Here is a 20,327-nt window from a genome sequence, read left to right as displayed (position 1 = left end):
ATTCAATAGGAGTGAGCGGATGAAAATCATCATCCTCGGCGCAGGACAGGTTGGCGGATCGCTGGCGGAGCATCTGGCCAGCGAGGCCAACGACATCACCGTGGTCGATACGAACGGCGACCGTCTGCGCGACCTCGGCGACCGCCTCGACATCCGTACCGTGCAAGGACGCGGTTCATTGCCGACCGTGCTGCGCCAGGCCGGCGCGGACGATGCCGACATGCTGGTGGCCGTCACCAACAGCGACGAAACCAACATGGTCGCTTGCCAGGTGGCCCACACCCTGTTCCACACTCCGACCAAGATTGCCCGCGTGCGCGAAGCGGCCTACCTGACCCGCGCCGACCTGTTTGACAACGAAGCGATCCCGGTGGACGTGCTGATCAGCCCCGAGCAGGTGGTGACCAACTACATCAAACGCCTGATCGAGCACCCCGGCGCCTTGCAGGTGATCGACTTTGCCGAGAGCAAGGCGCAACTGGTGGCGGTCAGGGCCTACTACGGCGGGCCGCTCGTGGGCCAGCAACTGCGCCAGCTGCGCGAGCACATGCCGAACGTGGAGACACGGGTCGCGGCGATTTTCCGACGTGACCGTCCGATCCTGCCCCAGGGCGATACGGTGATCGAAGCGGACGACGAGGTCTTTTTCATCGCTGCCAAGGCGAACATTCGTGCTGTGATGAGCGAAATGCGCCGTCTCGACGAGAACTACAAGCGCATCGTCATCGCCGGCGGTGGGCAGATCGGCGAACGTCTGGCAGAAGCCATCGAAAGCCGCTACCAGGTGAAGATCATCGAGATGAATCCGGCGCGCTGCCGCTACCTCTCCGACACCCTCGACAGCACCGTGGTGTTGCAGGGCAGTGCATCGGACCGCGACCTGCTGCTGGAAGAAAACATCGCCGACGCCGACATCTTCCTGGCCCTGACCAACGACGACGAAGCCAACATCATGTCCTCGCTACTGGCCAAGCGCCTGGGCGCGAGAAAAGTGATGACCATCATCAACAACCCGGCCTACGTCGACCTGATCCAGGGCGGCGACATCGACATCGCCATCAGCCCGCAACTGGCGACCATCGGTACCTTGCTGGCCCACGTGCGACGCGGCGACATCGTCAGCGTCCACTCCCTGCGCCGCGGCGCCGCCGAAGCCATCGAAGCGATTGCCCATGGCGATGCCAAGTCCAGCAAAGTCATCGGCAAAGCCATCCGCGACATCGGCCTGCCGCCCGGTACCACCATCGGCGCGATCATACGAGACGAAGAGGTCCTGATCGCCCACGACGACACCGTGATCCAGACCGGCGACCATGTGATCCTGTTCCTGGTGGACAAGAAGCACATTCGCGATGTCGAGAAGCTGTTTCATGTGGGGTTGAGTTTTTTCTGATCCGGGTTTTGCAGTGATGCCAAGGGCCTCATCGCGAGTAGGCTCGCTCCCACAGTGGTTCAATGCTGCTCACAAGATTTGTGTTTACCAGCGATCCCCTGTGGGAGCGAGCCTGCTCGCGATAGCCATCTAACATTCAACAGATCAGCCACTGGAACAACCCAAAAAGGACAGGTCCCCATGCTCGAATCCCTGGAAAAAATGCTAGCCAAGGGCATCGACAATCCCCTGCTGCGCTTCGGCCTGGGCAAAGGCTACCTCGACCTGGGCGACTACCCTCGCGCCGCCGAACACTTCCAGCGCTGCATTGAACTCGATCCCAAATACTCCGCCGCGTGGAAGCTTCTGGGCAAGGCCCACCAGGGCCAAGGCAACCTCCCAGCCGCCCGCCACGCCTGGGAACAAGGCCTGCAAGCCGCCCAAGCCCACGGCGACAAGCAGGCTGAAAAGGAAATGACCGTGTTCCTGAAAAAACTGGACCGCCATTCCTGACACAAAAACCGACGATCAAGCCAAGTCAGCCGTTCTTAAACGGGCTGCTCAACCACCGCTGTCCTCGACGCAAGCGTTTCCAGAATCGCATCACGGCACACCGCTAGAATTTCATCGGCCAACGGCGAATCGTCCGGACAGGCTCGTGACATGACAAGCGCGCCAAGCGCATGGGCCATGTTGGAAAGACACTGCGCCCGGGCAGCCTCAGCGTCTGCTTGGCCGCTTTCGGTCCGGCCTTTGAGCAGCACCGCCAGCTGAGTCTCGATACCCGCGGCAAAGGTGGCTCGAACCCCTTCCTCTTTGCGCGCTGCATCACCGCACAAGGCTGCCAGCGTGCACCCGCTGGCGCGGTCATCGCGGTGCTCGCGCGCCAGGTACAACCTGATGTACTCCTCGGCGGAATTGCCTGTCGTCAGCACGGCCGAACGCTCGATACCGCACGCGGATGACTCGGCCATCAGATCAGCCTTGGAATTGAAGTGCTTGTAGAACCCGCCTTGGGTAAAACCGGCAGCCGCCATCAGATCCGCGATACCGACGCCGTCGTACCCACGTTCTCTGAACAGCGCTGAGGCGGTTTCCACGATATGCGCACGATTGGCCTGCGCCTGTTGTTTCGTGACTTTCATCATCCAATCCAAACGTTGTCCACACAGGACATCATCATACATTGATGTCGAGCAACATCAAAACGTTGACTTTTTAGAGTTTGGTCGTAATCATAAAAGTCATTCCGTATCGGAAGCCGACCATCTCCGGTTGAAACACACCTCACAGAAGCCATCAGGAAGCCTCACCATGACCACACTTGCGACTGTTCTCATCACCGGCGCCTCCAGCGGTATCGGCGCCACTTATGCCAAGCGCTTTGCCCATCGCGGCCACGACTTGGTCCTTGTTGCACGCGATAAAGAGCGCCTTGAGGCGCTGGCCGCGCAGCTTCGCGAAGAAAACGGCATTGCTGTCGAAGTGCTCCAGGCTGATTTGACCTCCGCCACCGATCTTGGCGCAGTCGAAGCCCGCCTGCGTGAGGACTCTCGTATTGGTGTACTGATCAACAACGCCGGGCTGGCGCAGGCCGGCGGGTTCGTTCAACAGAGCGCCGATGCGATCGACCGGCTTGTTTCGCTGAACGTCTTGGCGGTCACTCGCCTGGCGGCTGCGGTGGCTCCTCGCTTTGCCCAGTCGGGTACGGGCGCCATCGTCAACCTCGGCTCGGTGGTGGGTTTTGCACCTGAATTCGGCATGTCGGTGTATGGCGCTACGAAGGCTTTCGTCCTGTTCCTGTCCCAGGGACTGCACCTGGAGTTGTCCGCCAAAGGTGTCTACGTCCAAGCGGTATTGCCGGCGGCCACCCGCACCGAAATCTGGGAGCGCGCAGGGTTTGATATCAACGCCTTGCCCGAAGTGATGGATGTCGAAGAACTCGTCGATGCGGCCCTGATCGGCTATGACCGCCGGGAGCTGGTGACCATCCCACCGCTGCACGTAGAGGAACGTTGGAACGCCTTGGAGCAGGCCCGTCAGGGCTTGATGTCAGACATTCGGCAGGCCCATGCCGCCGAGCGTTATCAACCGGAATCCGTGCAGTGAGAGCACTCACATTCAAACGCTATGGCAAGTCGCCGGAGGTCGGGTTCGAGCAGGTTCCGCGCCCGACCCACAAGCCTGACGAGCTGTTGGTCGAGGTTCACGCGGCCGGGGTGAACCCCATCGACAACATGATCCTGACCGGTATGTTCAAGCCCGTCATCAAGCTCCAGCTCCCGGCCGTCATGGGCAGCGACCTTGCTGGCGTGGTGACGCAGATCGGCAGCGCAGTGACTCGCTTCAAAGTAGGGGATGCGATTTTCGCCAGCATTTTCGATCTCGGCACTGGTTCAATCGCCGAGTTCGCTGTCGTACCCGAGCGTGTCGCCGCACTGAAACCGGACAACCTGGACTTTGTGCAAGCCGCCTCCATCCCCATGGTCGGGCTGACTTCCTGGCAAGCGTTGAAACAACGCGCCAATCTGATGCCCGGCCAGAAAGTCTTCATCCCCGCAGGCTCAGGGGGCATCGGCACCTTCGCGATCCAGCTGGCCAAACACCTGGGCGCCAAGGTGGGCACGACCACCAGTGCCGCCAACATCGAGCTGGTTCGCAGCCTGGGCGCGGATGAGATCGTCGATTACAAGACGCAGGCATTCGAACGGGTGCTAAGCGGATACGACGTGGTACTCGGCACCACCAAAGGAGATGCGATTGAAAAGTCCGTGGGCATTCTCAATCGGGGGGGCAAGATCGTCTCCCTCGTCGGCCCGCTGGACAAGGCCTTTGCCAAGACCCGCCGGCTGAACGTCTTCCTTGCCTTCGTATTCGGTCTGATGAGTCGCAAGATCAGGAGCCTCGCGAAAAAGCACGACGTGACTTATTCGTTCCTCTTCGTTCATCCGGATGGCGCCCAGCTCAATGAGATTGGCAACCTGATCAGCGCCGAACGGATCAAACCGGTGATTGACCGAGTCTTTCCTTTCGAACAAGCGAAGGAAGCGCTCGATTACCTGGCCCAGGGCCGTGCGAAGGGCAAGGTGGTTGTCAGGATGAAGTGATCGAAGCCAATTAGCCAATAGCCGACGATGGTCCTGTGGGAGCGAGGCTTGCCCGCGATGACGATCTCACTCCCGACACACGATAAGGATCACTGAGCTACGAGCGACCGATCCTATGTATTGACATATCGAAAAATCTCGATATCCTCGCCGCATGGACCTACTCGAAATATTCAAAGCCCTCTCAAACCCGACACGTCTCCAAATCCTGAAAGGTTTGAAGGATCCGGCAAAGAACTTCCCCCCGCAGGATGAGGGTGACGTTCACACGGTCGGCGTCTGCGTCAGCAGTATCCAGGAAGGCATCGGGCTGTCGCAGTCAACGGTGTCCGGTTATCTGGCGACGCTGCAACGGGTGGGCCTGGTGGAAGTGCGGCGCATCGGCCAGTGGACCTACTACAAACGCAATGAAGCAACCATCAGCGCTCTGGCCGAGATCATCGGGAAAGACCTGTAGTATTTTTTTGCCGCAATATATCGAGATATCTCGATATCCCTTTTTCTAGATGCGAGGATTTACCATGAAAGCGATGATGCTGAAATCATTCGGCGGTCCTGAATCGTTCGAACTGCGTGAAGTGCCCAAGCCTGTGCCGCAAGCGGGGCAAGTCCTGGTCCGTGTGCACGCCACTTCCATCAACCCACTGGATTACCAGGTTCGACGCGGCGACTATCCCGACCTGGTGCCACTGCCGGCCATCACCGGCCACGACGTATCTGGCGTGGTCGAAGCCGTTGGGCCGGGTGTGACCACCTTCGCGCCTGGAGACGAAGTCTGGTACACCCCGCAGATATTTGAAGGGTCAGGCAGCTACGCCGAGTACCACGTCGCGGCCGAAAGCATTGTCGGGAAGAAACCGCCCGAGTTGAGCCATCTTGAGGCCGCAAGCCTGACCCTGGTGGGCGGGACGGTGTGGGAAGCGCTGGTGGTGCGTGCGGCGCTCAGGGTCGGGGAGAGCATTCTTATCCACGGCGGCGCTGGAGGCGTCGGGCATGTCGCGATCCAAGTGGCCAAAGCCATGGGCGCCCGGGTATTCACCACCGTGCGCGACGCGAACGCCGAGTTTGTCCGTAGCTTGGGTGCCGACGTGATCATCGACTACGAGAAAGAAGACTATGTCGATGCCGTCCTTCGGGAAACCGCTGGCCACGGCGTTGATGTCGTGTTCGACACCATCGGCGGCAACACCCTGACGCGCAGCCCCGACGTGCTCGCCCAACTGGGCCGCGTCGTCTCGATCGTCGACATCGCCCAGCCACAAAACCTCGTCCAGGCCTGGGGCAAGAACGCGAGCTATCACTTCGTGTTCACCCGGCAAAACCGCGGCAAGCTCGATGAGTTGAGCGCCCTGATCGCCCGCGGTCAGCTGCGCCCACACGTCGGCGCCGTCTACTCGCTCGCCGACATTCCCCTGGCCCATGCCCGACTGGAAAGTCCCAACAACGGCCTGCGAGGCAAAATCGCGATTGCCGTCGAGCCGTCGCTCTTTCCGTAACTGCGCAGACAATTCAGAGGTGCATCATGGTTTATGAAATCGCTGTGCTCCCCATTCACAAAGAACGCATTGAAGGTTTCCGAAGTGCATTTGCCGAAGTCGCCCCATTGCTCACCCGCGCCAAGGGCTATGGCGGCCACCTACTCGCGCAAGGAATTGAAAGCCCCGAGCAATTCAACCTGATCGTGCGATGGCAATCATTGGAAGACCACACGCCGGGCTTCGAAGCGAGTGAAGACCATCGCCTGTTCATGATGGGCCTGGAGGAATATTTCTCGGGAGAACCGAAGGTCTACCATGTTGAGGGGGGCAGTTTCTAAGCGTGTCCAAACAGAAACGGGGAGGATTTATTCTGAAAATAAATCCTCCCCGTTTCTGTTTTTTGTCACCCAGGGGCAACGGCTAGCGCTTCAATCAGCCAAAGATTTTTACGCTTTCTTTACGACTGCTGTTTCCACCCTCAAAGATACTGGCGGCGATTCTCCTGATCGTCCGTGCCTGTACGACTTCTTCCCCGCCATTCGAGAGAAGCGAACCTTGAGTGAAACCGCGACCCTTACCCATGAAAACTCGTCATCCAAAACATCAGGGCTGGGCTTGCTCGTCGCTGCGGTCGGGGTGGTCTATGGGGATATTGGCACCAGTCCTCTTTACACGTTGAAAGAAGTTTTTTCCGGGCACTTCGCAATCCAGGCCAATCATGAGGGCGTGCTGGGCATTCTGTCGTTGATCTTCTGGTCGCTGATCTGGGTCGTCTCGATAAAATATGTCCTGTTCATTCTGCGCGCCAGCAACCAGGGCGAAGGCGGCATCATGGCGTTGACCGCGCTGGCCCGCCGCGCGGCGGCGCCTTATCCGCACCTGAGCAAGGTACTGGTGCTGCTTGGCCTCTTCGGTGCGGCTCTTTTTTACGGTGACAGCATGATCACCCCGGCTATTTCAGTGCTCTCGGCGGTCGAGGGGCTACAGCTGGCGTTTGACGGAATTGAACACTGGGTTGTGCCCTTGTCAGTGATCGTGCTGGTGGTGCTGTTCTTGATACAGAAACACGGCACGGCTCGCATTGGCATCCTGTTCGGCCCGGTGATGGTGCTGTGGTTCGTCGTGTTAGGTGCACTGGGAATCTACGGCATCTTGCAGCGGCCGGAAGTGCTGCAAGCGCTCAATCCTTATTGGGGCGTGCATTTTTTTATCGCTCATCCGGGAATCGGCGTGGCCATCCTTGGGGCCGTGGTTCTCGCATTGACCGGCGCCGAAGCGTTGTATGCCGACATGGGCCACTTCGGCCGCAAACCCATTTCCCGTGCCTGGTTCGTGCTGGTGCTGCCAGGGCTGGCACTCAATTACTTTGGCCAAGGGGCCTTGATCCTGGAAAACCCGGAGGCCGTGCGCAATCCGTTTTATCTGCTTGCGCCCGGCTGGGCTCTGCTGCCGATGGTTGCGCTCGCCACACTGGCGACGATCATCGCTTCCCAAGCCGTGATCTCCGGTGCCTTTTCCCTGACGCGCCAGGCCATCCAGTTGGGATACGTCCCGCGGATGTTCATCCAGCACACCTCCAGCCAGGAGCAGGGGCAAATTTACATTGGCACGGTTAACTGGGCGTTGATGGTCGGCGTGGTGCTGCTGGTGATCGGTTTCGAATCGTCCAGCGCCTTAGCGGCTGCTTATGGCGTCGCGGTGACGGGCACCATGTTGATCACCACCCTTCTGTCCTCGGCTGTCGTCCTGCTGCTCTGGAAAACCCCACGTTGGTTGGCCATTCCGATGCTGATCGGTTTTCTTCTGGTCGACACCCTGTACTTCGCGGCCAATGCACCAAAGATTTTCCAGGGCGGTGCGTTTCCGGTCATTGCCGGTATTGGCCTGTTCATTTTGATGACCACCTGGAAGCGCGGCCGCAACATCGTCGTCGAACGGTTGGATGAAACGGCACTGCCGCTGCCGCTGTTCATCGGCAGCATCCGTTCGCAACCTCCCCATCGCGTACAGGGAACGGCAGTATTCCTCACGGCCAGGACAGATGCGGTCCCCCACGCACTGTTGCACAACCTGCTGCATAACCAGGTGCTGCATGAGCAAGTGGTGTTGCTCACCGTGGTGTCTGAAGACAGCCCACGGGTGAGCGCCGAACGCCGGTTCGAGGTGCACGCCTATGGTGAAGGATTCTTCCGGGTCAGCCTGCACTTTGGCTTTATCGAAGAGCCCGACGTGCCCTTGGCGTTGAGCCTCTGCCACTTGGCTGAACTGGACTTCAGCCCGATGCGCACCACCTATTTCCTGAGCCGGGAAACCGTCATCCCGAGCAAACGCATAGGCATGGCCCGTTGGCGAGAAAGCCTGTTCGCCTTTTTGCTGAAAAACGCCAACAGCAACCTCAAGTACTTCAAGCTGCCATTGAATCGGGTGATCGAACTGGGCACCCAGGTGGAAATGTAAGCGGCCCGCTCATAGGGAAACCGGCTTTGCGAAGTGTGGAGACTGCCCGAACGACTCGATCAAGAGTTCCGTGAGGGCTTGTATCTTCCGAGCCGGATGCTGCCCTGGCGGACGGACAACATAAGCGCCTGCCGGAGGCGGTGGATACCGGGTCATGATGGGCACCAGCGCCCCTGACCTCACACCTTCATAGGTCAGGCAGTCCGGCAGATAGGCGACCCCCAACCCTGCGACAGCGGCAGCGACCAGAGCGACGCCGTTGTCCGCCTTGAAGCGTCCGTGCGGACGAACCGTCACCACTTTGTCGCCGTCCATGAACTGCCAGGATTCGGTGCCCTGCATGAGCGCCTCGTGTGCAGACAATTCCTCGGGCGATTCGGGTGCGCCATGGGCCTCTATATAACCGGGGCTGGCGACGAGCTTGGTATAAATCGGGCCGATACCCCTGGCAATCAGGTTTGAGTCCGGCAGATAGCCGACGCGTATCGCGCAATCAAAACCTTCGGCGATCAAATCGACGAAGCGATCGCTGTAGCAGGTCTGAATATTCAGCGAGGGATGGCGGCGAGCCATTTCCGCCAGCATCGGGGCAAAGTGAGTTGGTCCAAAAGAAAGCGGGGCGGCAATGCGCAACCGGCCGCGAAGGGGACCTGTGGGCAGCAGCGTTTCCTTGGCCATGTCGATCTCGGCACAGACCCTGGCCGCATGTTCGCGAAAAGCGGTTCCCGCCTCGGTGAGGGCCGCCCCGCGAGTCGTTCGCGCCAATAACTGGATACCCAGCTCCGCCTCCAGCCGCACCAGCCTGCGGCTGACGATCGATTTGGACAGGCCCAGCCGCAGCGCCGCCGGCGAAATACCCCCGGCATCAGCGACCTCTACAAAGGTTTGCAGCGCTTCGATATCCAAATCAGCGTTCCCCATTCTGCAACACAGAAACCCTCGGGATGCTACTACTGAGTCAAGTGGCGCAACAGCACAATCCTGCTTCCTGGCGACGTCGCCCGGAAAGTGAGCACCTCCAACGCAGTGACGACTTCAGCGGGCTCGCTCTTCATCAATCGAGCCCTCGAACCGTCCATGCGCAAACGACAACTAGAAGCAGGAGCAGCACATGACAAGCGAGGCAATCCGCAACCCCCTGACCGACCACCTCTTGTCGCCTGAAAACTCGGCGCTGATCATCATCGACTACCAGCCCATCCAAGTGTCCTCGATCCGCTCGATGCCGCGTGACGAACTGGTGTTCAACATCACGAGCGTGGCCAAGGCGGCGATCAACTACAACCTTCCGATCATCCATTCGACGGTCAACGTCGCTACCGGTCGCAATAAACCGCCCATCGAGCAGCTGCAGAACGTCTTGGGGCATCTGCCCACTTATGACCGAACCTCGATCAACAGTTGGGAAGACGTCGAGTTCAAACAGGCAGTCAAAGCCACTGGCCGGCGCAAACTCATCATGACCGCGCTCTGGACTGAAGCGTGCCTGACCTTTCCAGTACTCGATGCGATACAGGAGGGTTATGAAGTCTACGTGCCGGTTGACGCAGTCGGTGGCACCTCCGTTGCCGCGCATGAGGCGGCGTTACGGCGAATCGAGCAAGCGGGGGCCAAACTGATCAGTCGCGTGCAGATGTATTGCGAACTCCAGCGCGATTGGGCGCGGGAAGCGACTGTCGCGGGCTTTATGGGCGTGTTTGAAAACGCTGATGGTTTTAATGCTGAAAAGGCCCTGTAGGCTAAGTCTCTGAGTAATGAGGTGAGAAGGGGTGAGGCCCGTAAAAACAGGTCTCACCCTTTTTCATGCTTTTCCTGAAGGTCAGCTCCCTTCGTTATTGCAACTGGCCGCATGCTTGAGGTACGTCACGGCTCGCTGCTCACCCATTGAATCGAGGTAGGTCATCTTTGCATTCACCAACCCGCAGGTCTGGCCACTGTCTTCGGTCAGCGAGACCACTTGCTTGATGTCCAGGTGGGTGCCGTAGGTGTAGCTTTCGCTGGCTGCCGTGTTCTGGGCCATGGCAGGCAATGCGCCGGCGCCCAAGGCAGTGATCAGGCACGCGGTGGCGATATTTTTCAGGTTCATGGTCGTCTTCCTTCAATGAATTCGATGGTTTCATCGAGGCGATTCATGTTGTCTCGATGGCGCTCATTAAAGGCCCGTGGAGTATCTCGGCTGTGTCGAGAAACGCCTCGGTTGAATGCGTTACGTATCCGAGGCGGGTTGCGATACACAGCGATACAATCGCCGCTGTTTTGTCTGGGCTCTGGTCAACGGGGCATCGCCACACTGCGCAATGGTTGCGCGCATTTCGGAGAGCAGGGCATGGAACGTGTCGATCACATATTGATCGTGGATGATGATCGCGAGATCAGGGAGTTGGTCGGCAACTACCTGAAGAAGAATGGTCTGCGCACCACCGTGGTTGCGGATGGTCGCCAGATGAGGGCTTTTCTCGAAACCAACCAGGTGGATCTCATCGTCCTCGACATCATGATGCCGGGTGATGACGGGCTGCTGCTGTGCCGCGAACTGCGCGCCGGCAAGCACAAGGCAACTCCGGTGCTGATGCTGACCGCTCGCACCGACGAAACCGACCGCATCATTGGCCTGGAAATGGGCGCCGACGACTATCTGGCCAAACCCTTCGCTGCCCGGGAGTTGCTGGCGCGGATCAATGCCGTGCTGCGACGTACCCGCATGCTGCCACCCAACTTCGTCGTCAGCGAAAGTGGTCGCATGCTCAAGTTCGGCCGCTGGCGCCTGGACACCACCGCCCGCCATCTGCTCGATGAGGATGACACCCTCGTTTCGCTGAGCGGCGCCGAGTACAGGCTGCTGCGGGTATTTCTCGATCACCCTCAGCGGGTGCTGAGTCGCGACCAGTTACTCAACCTGACCCAGGGCCGTGACGCGGACATCTTCGACCGCTCCATTGACTTGCTGGTCAGCCGCGTGCGCCAGCGCTTGCTGGATGACGCCCGCGAACCACTCTATTTGAAGACCGTGCGCAATGAAGGCTACGTCTTTACCTTTGCGGTCGAAATGCTCGAGGAGCAGGCATGAAGCTCGCGTTGCAATGGCCCCGCACACTGGCCTCGCGGCTATGGCTGGTGTTCCTGGTCGGTTTGATACTCGCCCAGTCCCTGACGTTCGCGGCCCAGTATTACGAACGCTACCAAAGCACCAAGACGGCCATGTTGGGCAACTTCGAGCACGACACGGCGACCTCCATCGCCATCCTCGACCGTCTGCCTGCCGACGAGCGTCCGGCGTGGACCAAGCGTCTGCAGCGGCGCAACTATGACTACTTGCTGCGCGAACATGACCCTGGCATTGCACTGGCCTCGAACGATCTCGCGGCGACGGCCGCGCAATCGCTTCAAGGCGCGCTTGGCCGCAACTATGACCTGACCTTCGTCCAGATCCCCGGGCCGCAGCAGCACTTCCAGGCCCAGGTGCGACTGGCTGACGGCAGCCCGGTCACCATCGACGTGCGGCCCTCGGTCAGGCCGTTGTCGCCCTGGCTGCCCTTTGTCCTGGTCGGCCAGCTGGTGTTGCTGATCGGTTGCACCTGGCTGGCGGTGCGGATCGCGATACGCCCGCTCAGCCGCCTGGCCGAGGCGGTCGAGAACCTCGACCCGAATGCACACCCCGTACAGCTGGATGAAAGCGGCCCTCGGGAAGTCGCCTACGCCGCCCGGGCCTTCAACAGCATGCAGGCGCGTATCGCCGCTTACCTGAAAGAGCGCATGCAACTGCTGGCGGCCATTTCCCATGACTTGCAGACTCCCATCACGCGCATGAAGCTGCGCGCCGAATTCATGGACGACTCGGTAGAGAAGGACAAACTGGGCAACGACCTGAATGAAATCGAGCACCTGGTGCGCGAAGGCGTTGCTTATGCTCGCAGTGTCCATGGCGCGACCGAGGCCAGTTGCCGCATCGGGCTGGACTCGTTTCTCGACAGCCTGGTCTGCGACTATCAGGACACCGGTCGCGAGGTCAGCCTGTGCGGCAAGAACGGCGCGGTCATCGAGACAAGACCCCATGCCCTGCGCCGTATCCTGGTGAATCTGGTGGACAACGCGCTGAAGTACGCTGGCTCCGCCGAGGTGGAGATCGGTGGCGACGCGAGCACGGGCGTTTCGATCAGTGTGCTCGACCGAGGCCCGGGCATTCCCGAGGAGGTCCTGGCCGAGGTGGTCAAGCCGTTCTATCGGGTGGAAAGCTCACGCAACCGCAGCACTGGCGGCACCGGCCTGGGCCTGGCCATCGCCCAGCAATTGGCTGTCGCGATTGGTGGGTCGCTGAGCCTGCGCAACCGCGACGGCGGCGGTCTTTGCGTGACCCTCGACTTCAGCGCCGATCGGTAGGCCGTGCTGGCTGCACCTTGTGTGCAGCCTCTACCGGCCGGATCCAGGGGTCATTTGTAAGCCACTGTATCCAGCACATTCGCATACTCATAAGAACGTATAACCGCCGGTTGTCGAACATAGCCGGTATACATGCCCCTGCAAGAATTCTCTCCATCGACTCGCCATCGGATCCCCGAATAGCGAGCCCTCACGACAGGAGTTCTTGCCATGAATACCTCAACCTTCCGCCCCCAGGGCTGGCAACTGTTCGGCCTGATCGCGGCGCTGGTGGTCGCGATGAGCATCACGACCGTAGCCGTCCACCCTGATCTAGTCGAAGGATTGCGCAGCGCCATTCGTGCCACCGCCCGTTCTTCCTTCGCATTGTTTCTGATCGCATTCACCGCGTCGGCCTTTGCCGTACTGGTGCCTTCACCATTCTCCAAGGCACTGGTGCGCGAAAGGCGCTTCATCGGCCTCGCCTTTGCCTTCTCGCATCTGGTGCATGCCGTGCTGATCTACGCCTATGGGCAACTCAATACCGAGTTCTGGCCCGCCCGCACCGTGGCGAACAACATTCCAGGCGGAACCGCCTACGCCTTCATTCTGCTGATGGCATTGACCTCATTCAAAGGGCCAGCCCGGTTGCTGGGGCCCAAGGCATGGAAGACGTTGCACGTCACCGGCATGTGGGTCATTGCCGCCGTATTCGCCTTCTCCAACTTCAAACGCATCCCGATGAGCGACTGGTACGTGCTGCCCTTCGGCATCACCTGCGCCGCCGTGGCGATCCGACTGGTGGGCAAGCTGGCCAAGGCCAACAAGCGCAGCCAAGCCAGGCAGGCGTCGATGCGCCGGGCGGCAGTCGCCTCCTGACAGACTCGCGATCGGCAGCAAGCGAAGCAGCCTTCTCAGGCACGACTTATCTCTTCAATACATTTCTCAGAAGCGGTTATCCCGACCGCCCAAAACAAGGAAGCAAAAGAATGAGCACCCGCATCCCGACCCAAACCGGCAGCTACATCACCACCCAGGACGGCGTACAGCTCTACTACAAGGATTGGGGCCCGAAAGAGGGGCAGGTCGTGACGTTCAGCCATGGCTGGCCGCTGAATTCCGATAGCTGGGAGTCGCAGATGCTGTTCCTGGCGGACAAGGGCTATCGGGTCATCGCCCACGACCGCCGCGGTCATGGTCGCTCCAGCCAACCGTGGGAAGGCAACGACATGGATCACTACGCCGATGACCTGGCCGCTGTGATCAACACCCTGGACCTCAACGACGTCACCCTGGTGGGCTTCTCCACCGGTGGCGGAGAAATCACCCGCTACATCGGTCGTCACGGCACCGCTCGGGTGAAGAAGGCCGCCCTGATCAGCGCCGTGCCGCCGATGATGCTCAAGACCGAGGACTATCCGGGCGGCCTGCCGATCGAAGTGTTCGACGGCCTGCGCCAGGCCTCCCTGGACAACCGTTCGCAGCTGTATCGCGACATCGCCTCCGGCCCATTCTTCGGCTTCAACCGCGACGGAGCGAAAGTCTCCCAAGGACTGATCGATTCATTCTGGGTGCAGGGCATGCAAGCCGGCCACAAGAACACCTATGACTGCATCGCGGCATTCTCGGCGACGGACTTCCGTGCCGACCTGGCCAAGTTCGACGTGCCGACCCTGATCGTACACGGCGACGATGATCAGATCGTCCCGATTGACGCCTCAGCCCATGCCGCCGCCCGGCTGGTGCGCAACGCCGAGTTGATCGTCTATCCGGGTGCGCCCCACGGCCTGACCGACACCCATAAGGACCGTCTGAACCAGGACCTGTTGGACTTCCTGGGCCAGTAAACCCATCGCACCCGCTGCTACTCATAAAGAAAAAGGAATGATCATGCTCAATATCAAAACGCTCTTGGCCGCTACCATTACCGCTGCGTTGGCACTGACCTCGCTTCACAGCGCCGCCGCGCAACCCGACGCCAAGCCCACCGTCGTGCTGGTGCATGGCGCATTCGCCGAATCGTCCAGCTGGAACGGCGTTGCCGCCCGGTTACTGAACCAGGGTTACCCGGTGGTGGCTGCGGCCAACCCGCTGCGCGGCGTGAAGCAGGACGCCGACTACGTCGCCGACATCGTCGAGCACACCGCCGGACCGGTCGTCCTCGTGGGTCACTCCTACGGCGGAGCCGTGATCACCAACGCTGTGCATGACAACCCCCGCGTCAAGGCGCTGGTCTACGTTGCGGCCTTCGCGCCGGACAAAGGCGAAACCGCCATCGAACTGTCCGGCCGCTACCCTGGCGGCACCCTCGGGCCGACCTTGGCCGCTCCGGTGCCGCTGGACGACGGCAATAAAGACCTCTACATCCAGCAGGACAAATTCGGCCAACAGTTTGCCGCCGACGTGCCGGCGGCCGAATCCGCGTTGATGGCTGCCACACAACGGCCCATCAGCGAGGCGGCCTTGAAGGAAGCGTCTGGCGAACCGGCCTGGAAAAAAACGCCGTCCTGGTTCATCTACGGCTCGGCGGACAAGAACATTCCCGAGGCTGCCCTGAAGTTCATGGCCGACCGTGCAGGTTCGAAGAAGACCGTCACTGTCCAGGGCGCGTCCCACGTGGTGATGACGTCCAACCCGGATAAAGTGGCAGAGCTGATCGTTGAAGCGGCGCAGGCCAGTTCCAAGGGCTGATTCCGCTGAGCCGGGCCTTTGGCGCCAAAGGCCCGATTCGCTCATCCGCCTGTTGCTCCGAGAAGAACCCAAAACCCGGCACGGTAGGCCGGGTTTTTTCATTGGGAAGCGTTTCGTGGCGAGGACGCTTGCCGGCGATGAGGACCAAAGAGGGTTGGGTCGGCTTACATCCGGTGATGCTCCACCAGAAAATCCACGAACACCCGCACCCGCGCTGGCATGGCCGCGCCGCCCACGAACACGGCATGGATCGGTTCCCGGTCGCCGGGGTTCCAGGCATCCAGCAGCGATACCAGATCGCCGCGCCGCAGATCTTCGGCCACGCTGAACTCGCCGATACGGGCAATGCCGGCGCCTACCCGTGCCAGTCGTGCGAGCGCCTCACCACTGCTGCACTCGATGTTGCCGCTGACCTTCAGGGAAAACGCTTTGCCGTTGCGGATGAACGGCCAGTTGGGTTCGGCACGGCGGAAGTTGAAGCGCAGGCAGTTGTGGCTCAGCAACTCTTCCGGCTCCTGGGGTGTGCCATGGCGCTCCAGGTACTGCGGCGAGGCCACCACCACCTGGCCGGTTTCACCGATTTTGCGTGCCGTCAGCGGGCTGTCAGGCAGATGGCCGAAGCGCACCGCCACGTCGGCCTGACCGGCGAGAATATCGACCACTTCGTCCCCCAGGTTGAGATCGATGACGATATTCGGGTAGCGGGCACTGAACGCCGCCACCAGCGGAACGATGGTCTGCCGCCCGTGGCCGAGCGCCGCACTGACCCGCAGACGCCCCTTCGGCACACCCTGGTCGGCAATGGCTTCTTCGACCTCGGCCATGTCGGCCAGGATCCGCCGGGCGGCGCGCAGGTAAGCCTCGCCCTCGATGGTAAAGGTGATCGCCCGGGTCGTGCGCAACAGCAGGCGGGTGCCAAGCCGTTGCTCGGTGCGCGCGATGATCCGGCTGACCGCCGAGGGGGTCAGCCCCAGCGCTCGCGCGGCCGCCGAGAGGCTGCCTTCCTGGGCTACCGTAGCGAACACCGTCATTTCACCTGACCGGCCCTGAATGTCCATTTGTGCTCCGTAGGCAAAAGTGTATGTAGAAAAACCGGTCTACCGCGAGGAAATCAAGGATCGTAGCATTTATGGCACAGATAAGGAGACTTCCATGCAGATCAATCCTCCCCTCGTTGCACTCGCTATCGGTGCCTTTGGCATCGGCGTCACCGAGTTCGCGCCCATGGGCATGTTGCCTGGCATCGCGGCGGACCTCGGCGTTTCCATTCCGGCGGCAGGCCTGCTCGTCAGTGCCTACGCCATGGGCGTGCTGTTGGGCGCGCCGCTGATGACCCTGACCACCGGCAGGGTTCCCCGGCGCTATCTGCTGATCGGGCTGATGGCCATTTTCACCCTGGGCAACCTCATGTCGGCGCTGGCGACCGATTACTACAGCCTGCTGGCGGCCAGGGTGGTGACCTCGCTGAACCACGGTGCGTTCTTTGGCGTCGGCTCCATCGTCGCCGCCAGCGTGGTCGCCCCGGAAAAACGCGCAGGAGCGGTCGCCGCCATGTTCATGGGCCTGACCCTGGCGACTATCGGCGGCGTGCCGCTGGCCGCCTGGTTTGGCGATCTGTTCGGCTGGCGCACGGCCTTCTGGGGCATCACCGGCCTCGGCGTGCTGGCCATGGTCGCGTTGTGGTTCGCCCTGCCCGATGTACCCCTGCCGAAAAGCGGCGGCGCAGCGGCGGAAATCCGCGTACTCGGCCGGGGCCCGGTACTGGCCGCGCTGGCCCTCACCGTGGTCGGCTCGGGGGCGATGTTCACCGTCTTCACTTACATTGCGCCGATCCTGAGCAGCGAAACCCACGCATCCACCCCCTTCATCACTGCCATGCTGGTGCTGTTTGGCGTGGGGCTGACACTGGGCAACATGTGGGGCGGCAGGGCGGCCGATCGTTCGATAGACCGTACCCTGATCGTTTCCCTGAGCGTGCTGATCGTCGTCTTGCTGGCGTTCACCGTTCTGATGCGCTGGTCGCTGCCGACCAGTGTCGCCATCCTGGTCTGGGGCATCGCCAGCTTCGCCCTGGTACCGCCCTTGCAGATGCGCGTGATGGAAGCCGCCAAGGACGCTCCCAACCTGGCCTCGGCGGTGAATATCGGGGCCTTCAATTTCGGCAACGCCATCGGCGCGGCCCTGGGTGGCGCGGTGATCAACGCCGGGCTGGGCTACCCGGCGATCCCCCTGGCCGGCGCGGCGATGGCGGGGGTGGGGCTGCTGATGGTGCTGGGTTTTGCCTGGCGTTCCAGAGGGGTTGAGGCTTCGGTGGTGTGATAGGGAGAAAGGATCATCTCCGCTGAACGTTGCCGTGGCCTTGGGCCTGAAACGTCGGCAGTTTGAGCCGATTAGCTGAACGGGAAAAGGGAACGGATTGAATATTGGAAATAAATTCGTCCCCTTATTCCCTTATTCTGAAAGTCTTGTAGTCCATCTCCTAAGCTGCCATTGAGGTATTGAGGGTACTGCTACTCCGTGCTTAATTGGGAATTCAGATAAGCAGTTTCGGTGACAGCATATTTAACTTTGCGAAGCATCCCTGGCATGGATAGCGCTGTTGCCGTAATACAAAGACAGAAGTATGAAGATAAGACATTCGTTGTTATTGTATTTGGCAAGTCTCTCAGCTACACCGATAATCGGTGGCTACAATTTATATTCAAACTTTGAGAATGATGTGTATGCAGTCGAGCATGACATCATTGCCATCCCATTCGCAGCGATTGTTGGCACGCTGTTCATATCGTTGCTGGCTCTAAGGCTGCAGCGACGCTATCGATCAAGAAGGTTAAACAATACGCCCTGTACCCTTCTTGCAAAATTGATAAGCATTCTAGCTACTATCGTAACGGCAGTCCTATTAATTGAAAACCTGATTTACTGGTTGCACCCGAACCATTTGCCAACTTTCTTGATGTTTTTAACGACTTCCTGTTTTTATACTTATTATCAGTTGCAGCTTTATGGCATCAAAAGTGCTGACCCTAATCGTAGGGTAGAGTCTGCGGCATAAAAAATTTCCCCGCCAAACTATCCGAGCACCGGCCCCACGCAATGGGACGCCAGTGCGGATAAGTCCACTATTGCGAGCTTTCGCCGTCGTAGTGAAATTCACTAACACTTACGCCGTTTTAACTAATGAAACTCTAGATTTGCTTATTTAACTTGCTGGCTATGTGTAGACAATAACCGTAGTTTCAGCAAGCTAAATAAGGATCTCTGGAGATGCTCGCGACATACATGGACGATGCCCTGCTGGAAAATGCACTCGATCTCGTGCGCAAACACCCCCTGATAAGCCTGACCCGGTCCCAGGCCATTAAAGCGGGTCTTGGGAAAGCATGATCATTCGCTATAGCGCCAACACACTGGTGGGTCAGCTTTCGTTACCGTCCAGTTACGTCGGCTTGTGTACCCCCAAGGATCTGGCTGAACTCGCCGCTATGGCTCATTGGCAGGACCATCCAGAAGAATCCCCAACCTTCATCACCGTCATTCATCTTCAAGATGTGGGTGGTCATGACAAGGGATTGTTTGAAGTGCGCTGCGAACAGCACGGGGTATTCATCGCCAGCCAATTGCGGCAGGCGTAAATGAAGACCATGAGTTTCAACCATCGCAGCTTAACGTGAGGACATCTGCTCATGAACCGCCATGTAATGAGCTTCTATGCCGTGGTGTCCGTATCGGCCCTGACCGATATGGCGCTGTTGATTGGACTGATCTGGGCGGCGCTTCGGGGGACTTCCTCGCCGTTGCTACTGGGCGTGTTACTTGGCCTGAGTGCCTTTGTCCCGTTCACGTTGCGCAGAGTGTTTCCCGTGCTGGACGGCACGCGCCTCACGGTACGCGGCGTGGTGCTAGTGCGTACCGCTGTCTATGCAGTGCTGGCGCTGATCGCGGCAAGTGGCCTACTGGAAACTTTGAATGGCTTCGTCTTGACGGCGTTGCTGGTGGGCATCCTCAACTACATCACTACTAGCGCGTATGAAGCGGCCAATACCAAGCAAGTACTGGCTGGCTTGATCGATAGTGGGCGCTCCGCACGCTGGATGCAGACTGCATTTCAGCTGGGGGCTTTTTCAGGCTCGTTCCTGGGCGGACTGATCCTGGACAAGGCCTCGCTGCCGACCCTGGTCTACGGCATGGGCGCTGTGTCGCTTATCGTCACTGCCTTCGCTTCCGTGGCCAGGGTCAATGCGGGGCAACCGTCGGCTTCGGCCAACCGTCAGAACGGTGTTGCCCCGGCGGCGGCATCGGTGGGCAGTGGCGCGGTCCTGCTGTGCCTGGCACTGGGCATGATCGGTTTCCATATCGGCTCATTCAATACCATGGTTCCGCTGGTGTATCAGGGATTGAACGGCTGGAGTTCCGCCGAGTTCGGCCTGGCCAGCGGCGTAGCCGGGTTGGGCGCCTTCGCTGCGGCGATCTTGCCCTTGCCAAGGCTCAACGCACTGCTGTTCGCGGGGCTGCTGGTCGCGGCAGATTACGTACTCGCGTTCAGCCCGCTGCCGTTGCTGTCCATCGGTGTATGCGTGCTGGTGGGATTCAGCATCAACACCCTGCGTATATCCATACGCCAACACTTGATCGAGCTGGCAACCACACCCGAACAGGCCAACAGCCTGGCCGCGACCAGTTCTCTGTATTTCATCGTATTGCAGTCGGCGGCCCCGCTGTGCGTGGGCTTCCTTGTCAGTGACTACGCGTTTGGCCGCACGGCCGCGCCTTATGTGTTCGTGGGCGTTGGTGTGTTGTTGATGCTGACGGTCGTCATGACCAGGCTGAATCCTCCTCGCGCTGTAATGGTGCGCTAAGAGAAAA

The 20,327-nt window shown here is 59.9% G+C and carries 21 protein-coding genes; 17 read left to right on the top strand and 4 right to left on the bottom strand.

Going from position 1 to position 20,327, the window contains the following annotated elements; genetic code table 11:
- The first annotated feature begins 19 nt into the window (after window positions 1-19).
- Entirely contained in the window at window positions 20-1,393 is a 1,374-nt protein-coding gene (trkA, locus tag LCU97_RS20135; RefSeq protein WP_053149433.1) for a Trk system potassium transporter TrkA, read from the top strand.
- Between the two features lie 180 nt (window positions 1,394-1,573).
- On the top strand, window positions 1,574-1,885 hold the full coding sequence (locus LCU97_RS20130; protein ID WP_053149436.1) for a tetratricopeptide repeat protein: 312 nt from the start codon (window positions 1,574-1,576) through the stop codon (window positions 1,883-1,885).
- 35 nt (window positions 1,886-1,920) lie between these two features.
- Here the strand turns inward: LCU97_RS20130 and LCU97_RS20125 are convergent, their stop codons facing one another.
- Complete coding sequence (locus LCU97_RS20125) at window positions 1,921-2,517, bottom strand: TetR family transcriptional regulator (RefSeq protein WP_232777642.1); 597 nt, start codon at window positions 2,515-2,517, stop codon at window positions 1,921-1,923.
- A gap of 169 nt (window positions 2,518-2,686) precedes the next feature.
- Here LCU97_RS20125 and LCU97_RS20120 point away from each other — a divergent pair, with 169 nt between their 5' ends.
- The 6 genes from LCU97_RS20120 to LCU97_RS20095 all read left to right on the top strand — a co-directional run bounded on the left by LCU97_RS20120 (window position 2,687) and on the right by LCU97_RS20095 (window position 8,414).
- Window positions 2,687-3,481 (top strand): SDR family NAD(P)-dependent oxidoreductase, encoded by a 795-nt coding sequence (locus LCU97_RS20120; RefSeq protein ID WP_232777574.1) that lies wholly within the window; start codon window positions 2,687-2,689, stop codon window positions 3,479-3,481.
- On the top strand, window positions 3,478-4,479 hold the full coding sequence (locus LCU97_RS20115) for an NADP-dependent oxidoreductase (RefSeq protein ID WP_232777573.1): 1,002 nt from the start codon (window positions 3,478-3,480) through the stop codon (window positions 4,477-4,479). Before LCU97_RS20120 ends, LCU97_RS20115 begins: the two co-directional genes overlap by 4 nt.
- Before the next feature lie 154 nt (window positions 4,480-4,633).
- Window positions 4,634-4,936: an ArsR/SmtB family transcription factor gene (locus tag LCU97_RS20110; protein WP_003177098.1), complete on the top strand. Its 303-nt coding sequence runs from the start codon at window positions 4,634-4,636 to the stop codon at window positions 4,934-4,936.
- Between the two features lie 64 nt (window positions 4,937-5,000).
- Window positions 5,001-5,975: a zinc-dependent alcohol dehydrogenase family protein gene (locus LCU97_RS20105; RefSeq protein ID WP_232777572.1), complete on the top strand. Its 975-nt coding sequence runs from the start codon at window positions 5,001-5,003 to the stop codon at window positions 5,973-5,975.
- 26 nt (window positions 5,976-6,001) lie between these two features.
- Window positions 6,002-6,295, top strand: coding sequence for an antibiotic biosynthesis monooxygenase family protein (locus LCU97_RS20100; protein WP_053149451.1), 294 nt, complete (start codon window positions 6,002-6,004; stop codon window positions 6,293-6,295).
- Window positions 6,296-6,512: 217 nt separating this feature from the next.
- Window positions 6,513-8,414, top strand: coding sequence for a potassium transporter Kup (locus LCU97_RS20095; RefSeq protein WP_232777641.1), 1,902 nt, complete (start codon window positions 6,513-6,515; stop codon window positions 8,412-8,414).
- Between the two features lie 9 nt (window positions 8,415-8,423).
- On the opposite strand, the gene LCU97_RS20090 is transcribed toward LCU97_RS20095, so the two are convergent.
- Window positions 8,424-9,320, bottom strand: a complete 897-nt coding sequence (locus tag LCU97_RS20090) for a LysR family transcriptional regulator (RefSeq protein ID WP_232777571.1) — start codon at window positions 9,318-9,320, stop codon at window positions 8,424-8,426.
- 205 nt (window positions 9,321-9,525) lie between these two features.
- Between LCU97_RS20090 and LCU97_RS20085 the strand changes: the two genes are divergently transcribed.
- A complete protein-coding gene (locus LCU97_RS20085) occupies window positions 9,526-10,152 on the top strand; it encodes a hydrolase (RefSeq protein ID WP_232777570.1) in 627 nt (208 codons plus the stop codon).
- 81 nt (window positions 10,153-10,233) lie between these two features.
- On the opposite strand, the gene LCU97_RS20080 is transcribed toward LCU97_RS20085, so the two are convergent.
- A complete protein-coding gene (locus tag LCU97_RS20080; RefSeq protein ID WP_053149465.1) occupies window positions 10,234-10,500 on the bottom strand; it encodes a DUF2790 domain-containing protein in 267 nt (88 codons plus the stop codon).
- 240 nt (window positions 10,501-10,740) lie between these two features.
- On the opposite strand from LCU97_RS20080, the gene LCU97_RS20075 reads away from it, so the two are divergent.
- The 5 genes from LCU97_RS20075 to LCU97_RS20055 all read left to right on the top strand — a co-directional run bounded on the left by LCU97_RS20075 (window position 10,741) and on the right by LCU97_RS20055 (window position 15,461).
- On the top strand, window positions 10,741-11,481 hold the full coding sequence (locus LCU97_RS20075; protein WP_053149468.1) for a response regulator: 741 nt from the start codon (window positions 10,741-10,743) through the stop codon (window positions 11,479-11,481).
- Window positions 11,478-12,791: an ATP-binding protein gene (locus tag LCU97_RS20070; protein WP_053149472.1), complete on the top strand. Its 1,314-nt coding sequence runs from the start codon at window positions 11,478-11,480 to the stop codon at window positions 12,789-12,791. The genes LCU97_RS20075 and LCU97_RS20070 overlap by 4 nt, the downstream gene beginning before the upstream one ends.
- A 210-nt stretch (window positions 12,792-13,001) precedes the next feature.
- Window positions 13,002-13,649 carry a ferric reductase-like transmembrane domain-containing protein gene (locus LCU97_RS20065; protein WP_053149475.1) on the top strand — a complete coding sequence of 216 codons (648 nt, stop codon included), beginning with the start codon at window positions 13,002-13,004 and terminating at the stop codon, window positions 13,647-13,649.
- Between the two features lie 110 nt (window positions 13,650-13,759).
- Window positions 13,760-14,617 (top strand): alpha/beta fold hydrolase, encoded by an 858-nt coding sequence (locus tag LCU97_RS20060; protein ID WP_232777569.1) that lies wholly within the window; start codon window positions 13,760-13,762, stop codon window positions 14,615-14,617.
- A 37-nt stretch (window positions 14,618-14,654) separates the two neighbouring features.
- Window positions 14,655-15,461, top strand: coding sequence for an alpha/beta fold hydrolase (locus LCU97_RS20055; protein WP_232777568.1), 807 nt, complete (start codon window positions 14,655-14,657; stop codon window positions 15,459-15,461).
- 164 nt (window positions 15,462-15,625) lie between these two features.
- On the opposite strand, the gene LCU97_RS20050 is transcribed toward LCU97_RS20055, so the two are convergent.
- Complete coding sequence (locus LCU97_RS20050; protein WP_232777567.1) at window positions 15,626-16,519, bottom strand: LysR family transcriptional regulator; 894 nt, start codon at window positions 16,517-16,519, stop codon at window positions 15,626-15,628.
- 94 nt (window positions 16,520-16,613) lie between these two features.
- On the opposite strand from LCU97_RS20050, the gene LCU97_RS20045 reads away from it, so the two are divergent.
- From LCU97_RS20045 to LCU97_RS20035, 3 genes are all read left to right on the top strand, one after another.
- Window positions 16,614-17,780: an MFS transporter gene (locus tag LCU97_RS20045; protein ID WP_072398141.1), complete on the top strand. Its 1,167-nt coding sequence runs from the start codon at window positions 16,614-16,616 to the stop codon at window positions 17,778-17,780.
- A gap of 1,064 nt (window positions 17,781-18,844) precedes the next feature.
- Window positions 18,845-19,096: a hypothetical protein gene (locus LCU97_RS20040; protein WP_053149490.1), complete on the top strand. Its 252-nt coding sequence runs from the start codon at window positions 18,845-18,847 to the stop codon at window positions 19,094-19,096.
- 51 nt (window positions 19,097-19,147) lie between these two features.
- Window positions 19,148-20,320 carry an MFS transporter gene (locus LCU97_RS20035; RefSeq protein ID WP_232777566.1) on the top strand — a complete coding sequence of 391 codons (1,173 nt, stop codon included), beginning with the start codon at window positions 19,148-19,150 and terminating at the stop codon, window positions 20,318-20,320.
- Window positions 20,321-20,327 lie beyond the last annotated feature (7 nt).

Source organism: Pseudomonas uvaldensis, assembly GCF_021271205.1.
In the GTDB taxonomy this organism is placed as follows: Bacteria; Pseudomonadota; Gammaproteobacteria; order Pseudomonadales; family Pseudomonadaceae; genus Aquipseudomonas; species Aquipseudomonas uvaldensis.
This window is presented reverse-complemented; position numbering and strand designations above follow the sequence as displayed.

What these genes read in the sequence shown, in the direction of transcription:
- LCU97_RS20080 (WP_053149465.1), bottom strand. Translation starts at nt 10,500, where the DNA reads ATGAACCTGAAAAATATCGCCACCGCGTGCCTGATCACTGCCTTGGGC.
- LCU97_RS20060 (WP_232777569.1), top strand. Translation starts at nt 13,760, where the DNA reads ATGAGCACCCGCATCCCGACCCAAACCGGCAGCTACATCACCACCCAG.
- LCU97_RS20110 (WP_003177098.1), top strand. Translation starts at nt 4,634, where the DNA reads ATGGACCTACTCGAAATATTCAAAGCCCTCTCAAACCCGACACGTCTC.
- LCU97_RS20125 (WP_232777642.1), bottom strand. Translation starts at nt 2,517, where the DNA reads ATGAAAGTCACGAAACAACAGGCGCAGGCCAATCGTGCGCATATCGTG.
- LCU97_RS20100 (WP_053149451.1), top strand. Translation starts at nt 6,002, where the DNA reads ATGGTTTATGAAATCGCTGTGCTCCCCATTCACAAAGAACGCATTGAA.
- LCU97_RS20085 (WP_232777570.1), top strand. Translation starts at nt 9,526, where the DNA reads ATGACAAGCGAGGCAATCCGCAACCCCCTGACCGACCACCTCTTGTCG.
- LCU97_RS20130 (WP_053149436.1), top strand. Translation starts at nt 1,574, where the DNA reads ATGCTCGAATCCCTGGAAAAAATGCTAGCCAAGGGCATCGACAATCCC.
- LCU97_RS20065 (WP_053149475.1), top strand. Translation starts at nt 13,002, where the DNA reads ATGAATACCTCAACCTTCCGCCCCCAGGGCTGGCAACTGTTCGGCCTG.
- LCU97_RS20070 (WP_053149472.1), top strand. Translation starts at nt 11,478, where the DNA reads ATGAAGCTCGCGTTGCAATGGCCCCGCACACTGGCCTCGCGGCTATGG.
- trkA (WP_053149433.1), top strand. Translation starts at nt 20, where the DNA reads ATGAAAATCATCATCCTCGGCGCAGGACAGGTTGGCGGATCGCTGGCG.
- LCU97_RS20075 (WP_053149468.1), top strand. Translation starts at nt 10,741, where the DNA reads ATGGAACGTGTCGATCACATATTGATCGTGGATGATGATCGCGAGATC.
- LCU97_RS20040 (WP_053149490.1), top strand. Translation starts at nt 18,845, where the DNA reads ATGATCATTCGCTATAGCGCCAACACACTGGTGGGTCAGCTTTCGTTA.
- LCU97_RS20045 (WP_072398141.1), top strand. Translation starts at nt 16,614, where the DNA reads ATGCAGATCAATCCTCCCCTCGTTGCACTCGCTATCGGTGCCTTTGGC.
- LCU97_RS20105 (WP_232777572.1), top strand. Translation starts at nt 5,001, where the DNA reads ATGAAAGCGATGATGCTGAAATCATTCGGCGGTCCTGAATCGTTCGAA.
- LCU97_RS20035 (WP_232777566.1), top strand. Translation starts at nt 19,148, where the DNA reads ATGAACCGCCATGTAATGAGCTTCTATGCCGTGGTGTCCGTATCGGCC.
- LCU97_RS20055 (WP_232777568.1), top strand. Translation starts at nt 14,655, where the DNA reads ATGATCATGCTCAATATCAAAACGCTCTTGGCCGCTACCATTACCGCT.
- LCU97_RS20050 (WP_232777567.1), bottom strand. Translation starts at nt 16,519, where the DNA reads ATGGACATTCAGGGCCGGTCAGGTGAAATGACGGTGTTCGCTACGGTA.
- LCU97_RS20120 (WP_232777574.1), top strand. Translation starts at nt 2,687, where the DNA reads ATGACCACACTTGCGACTGTTCTCATCACCGGCGCCTCCAGCGGTATC.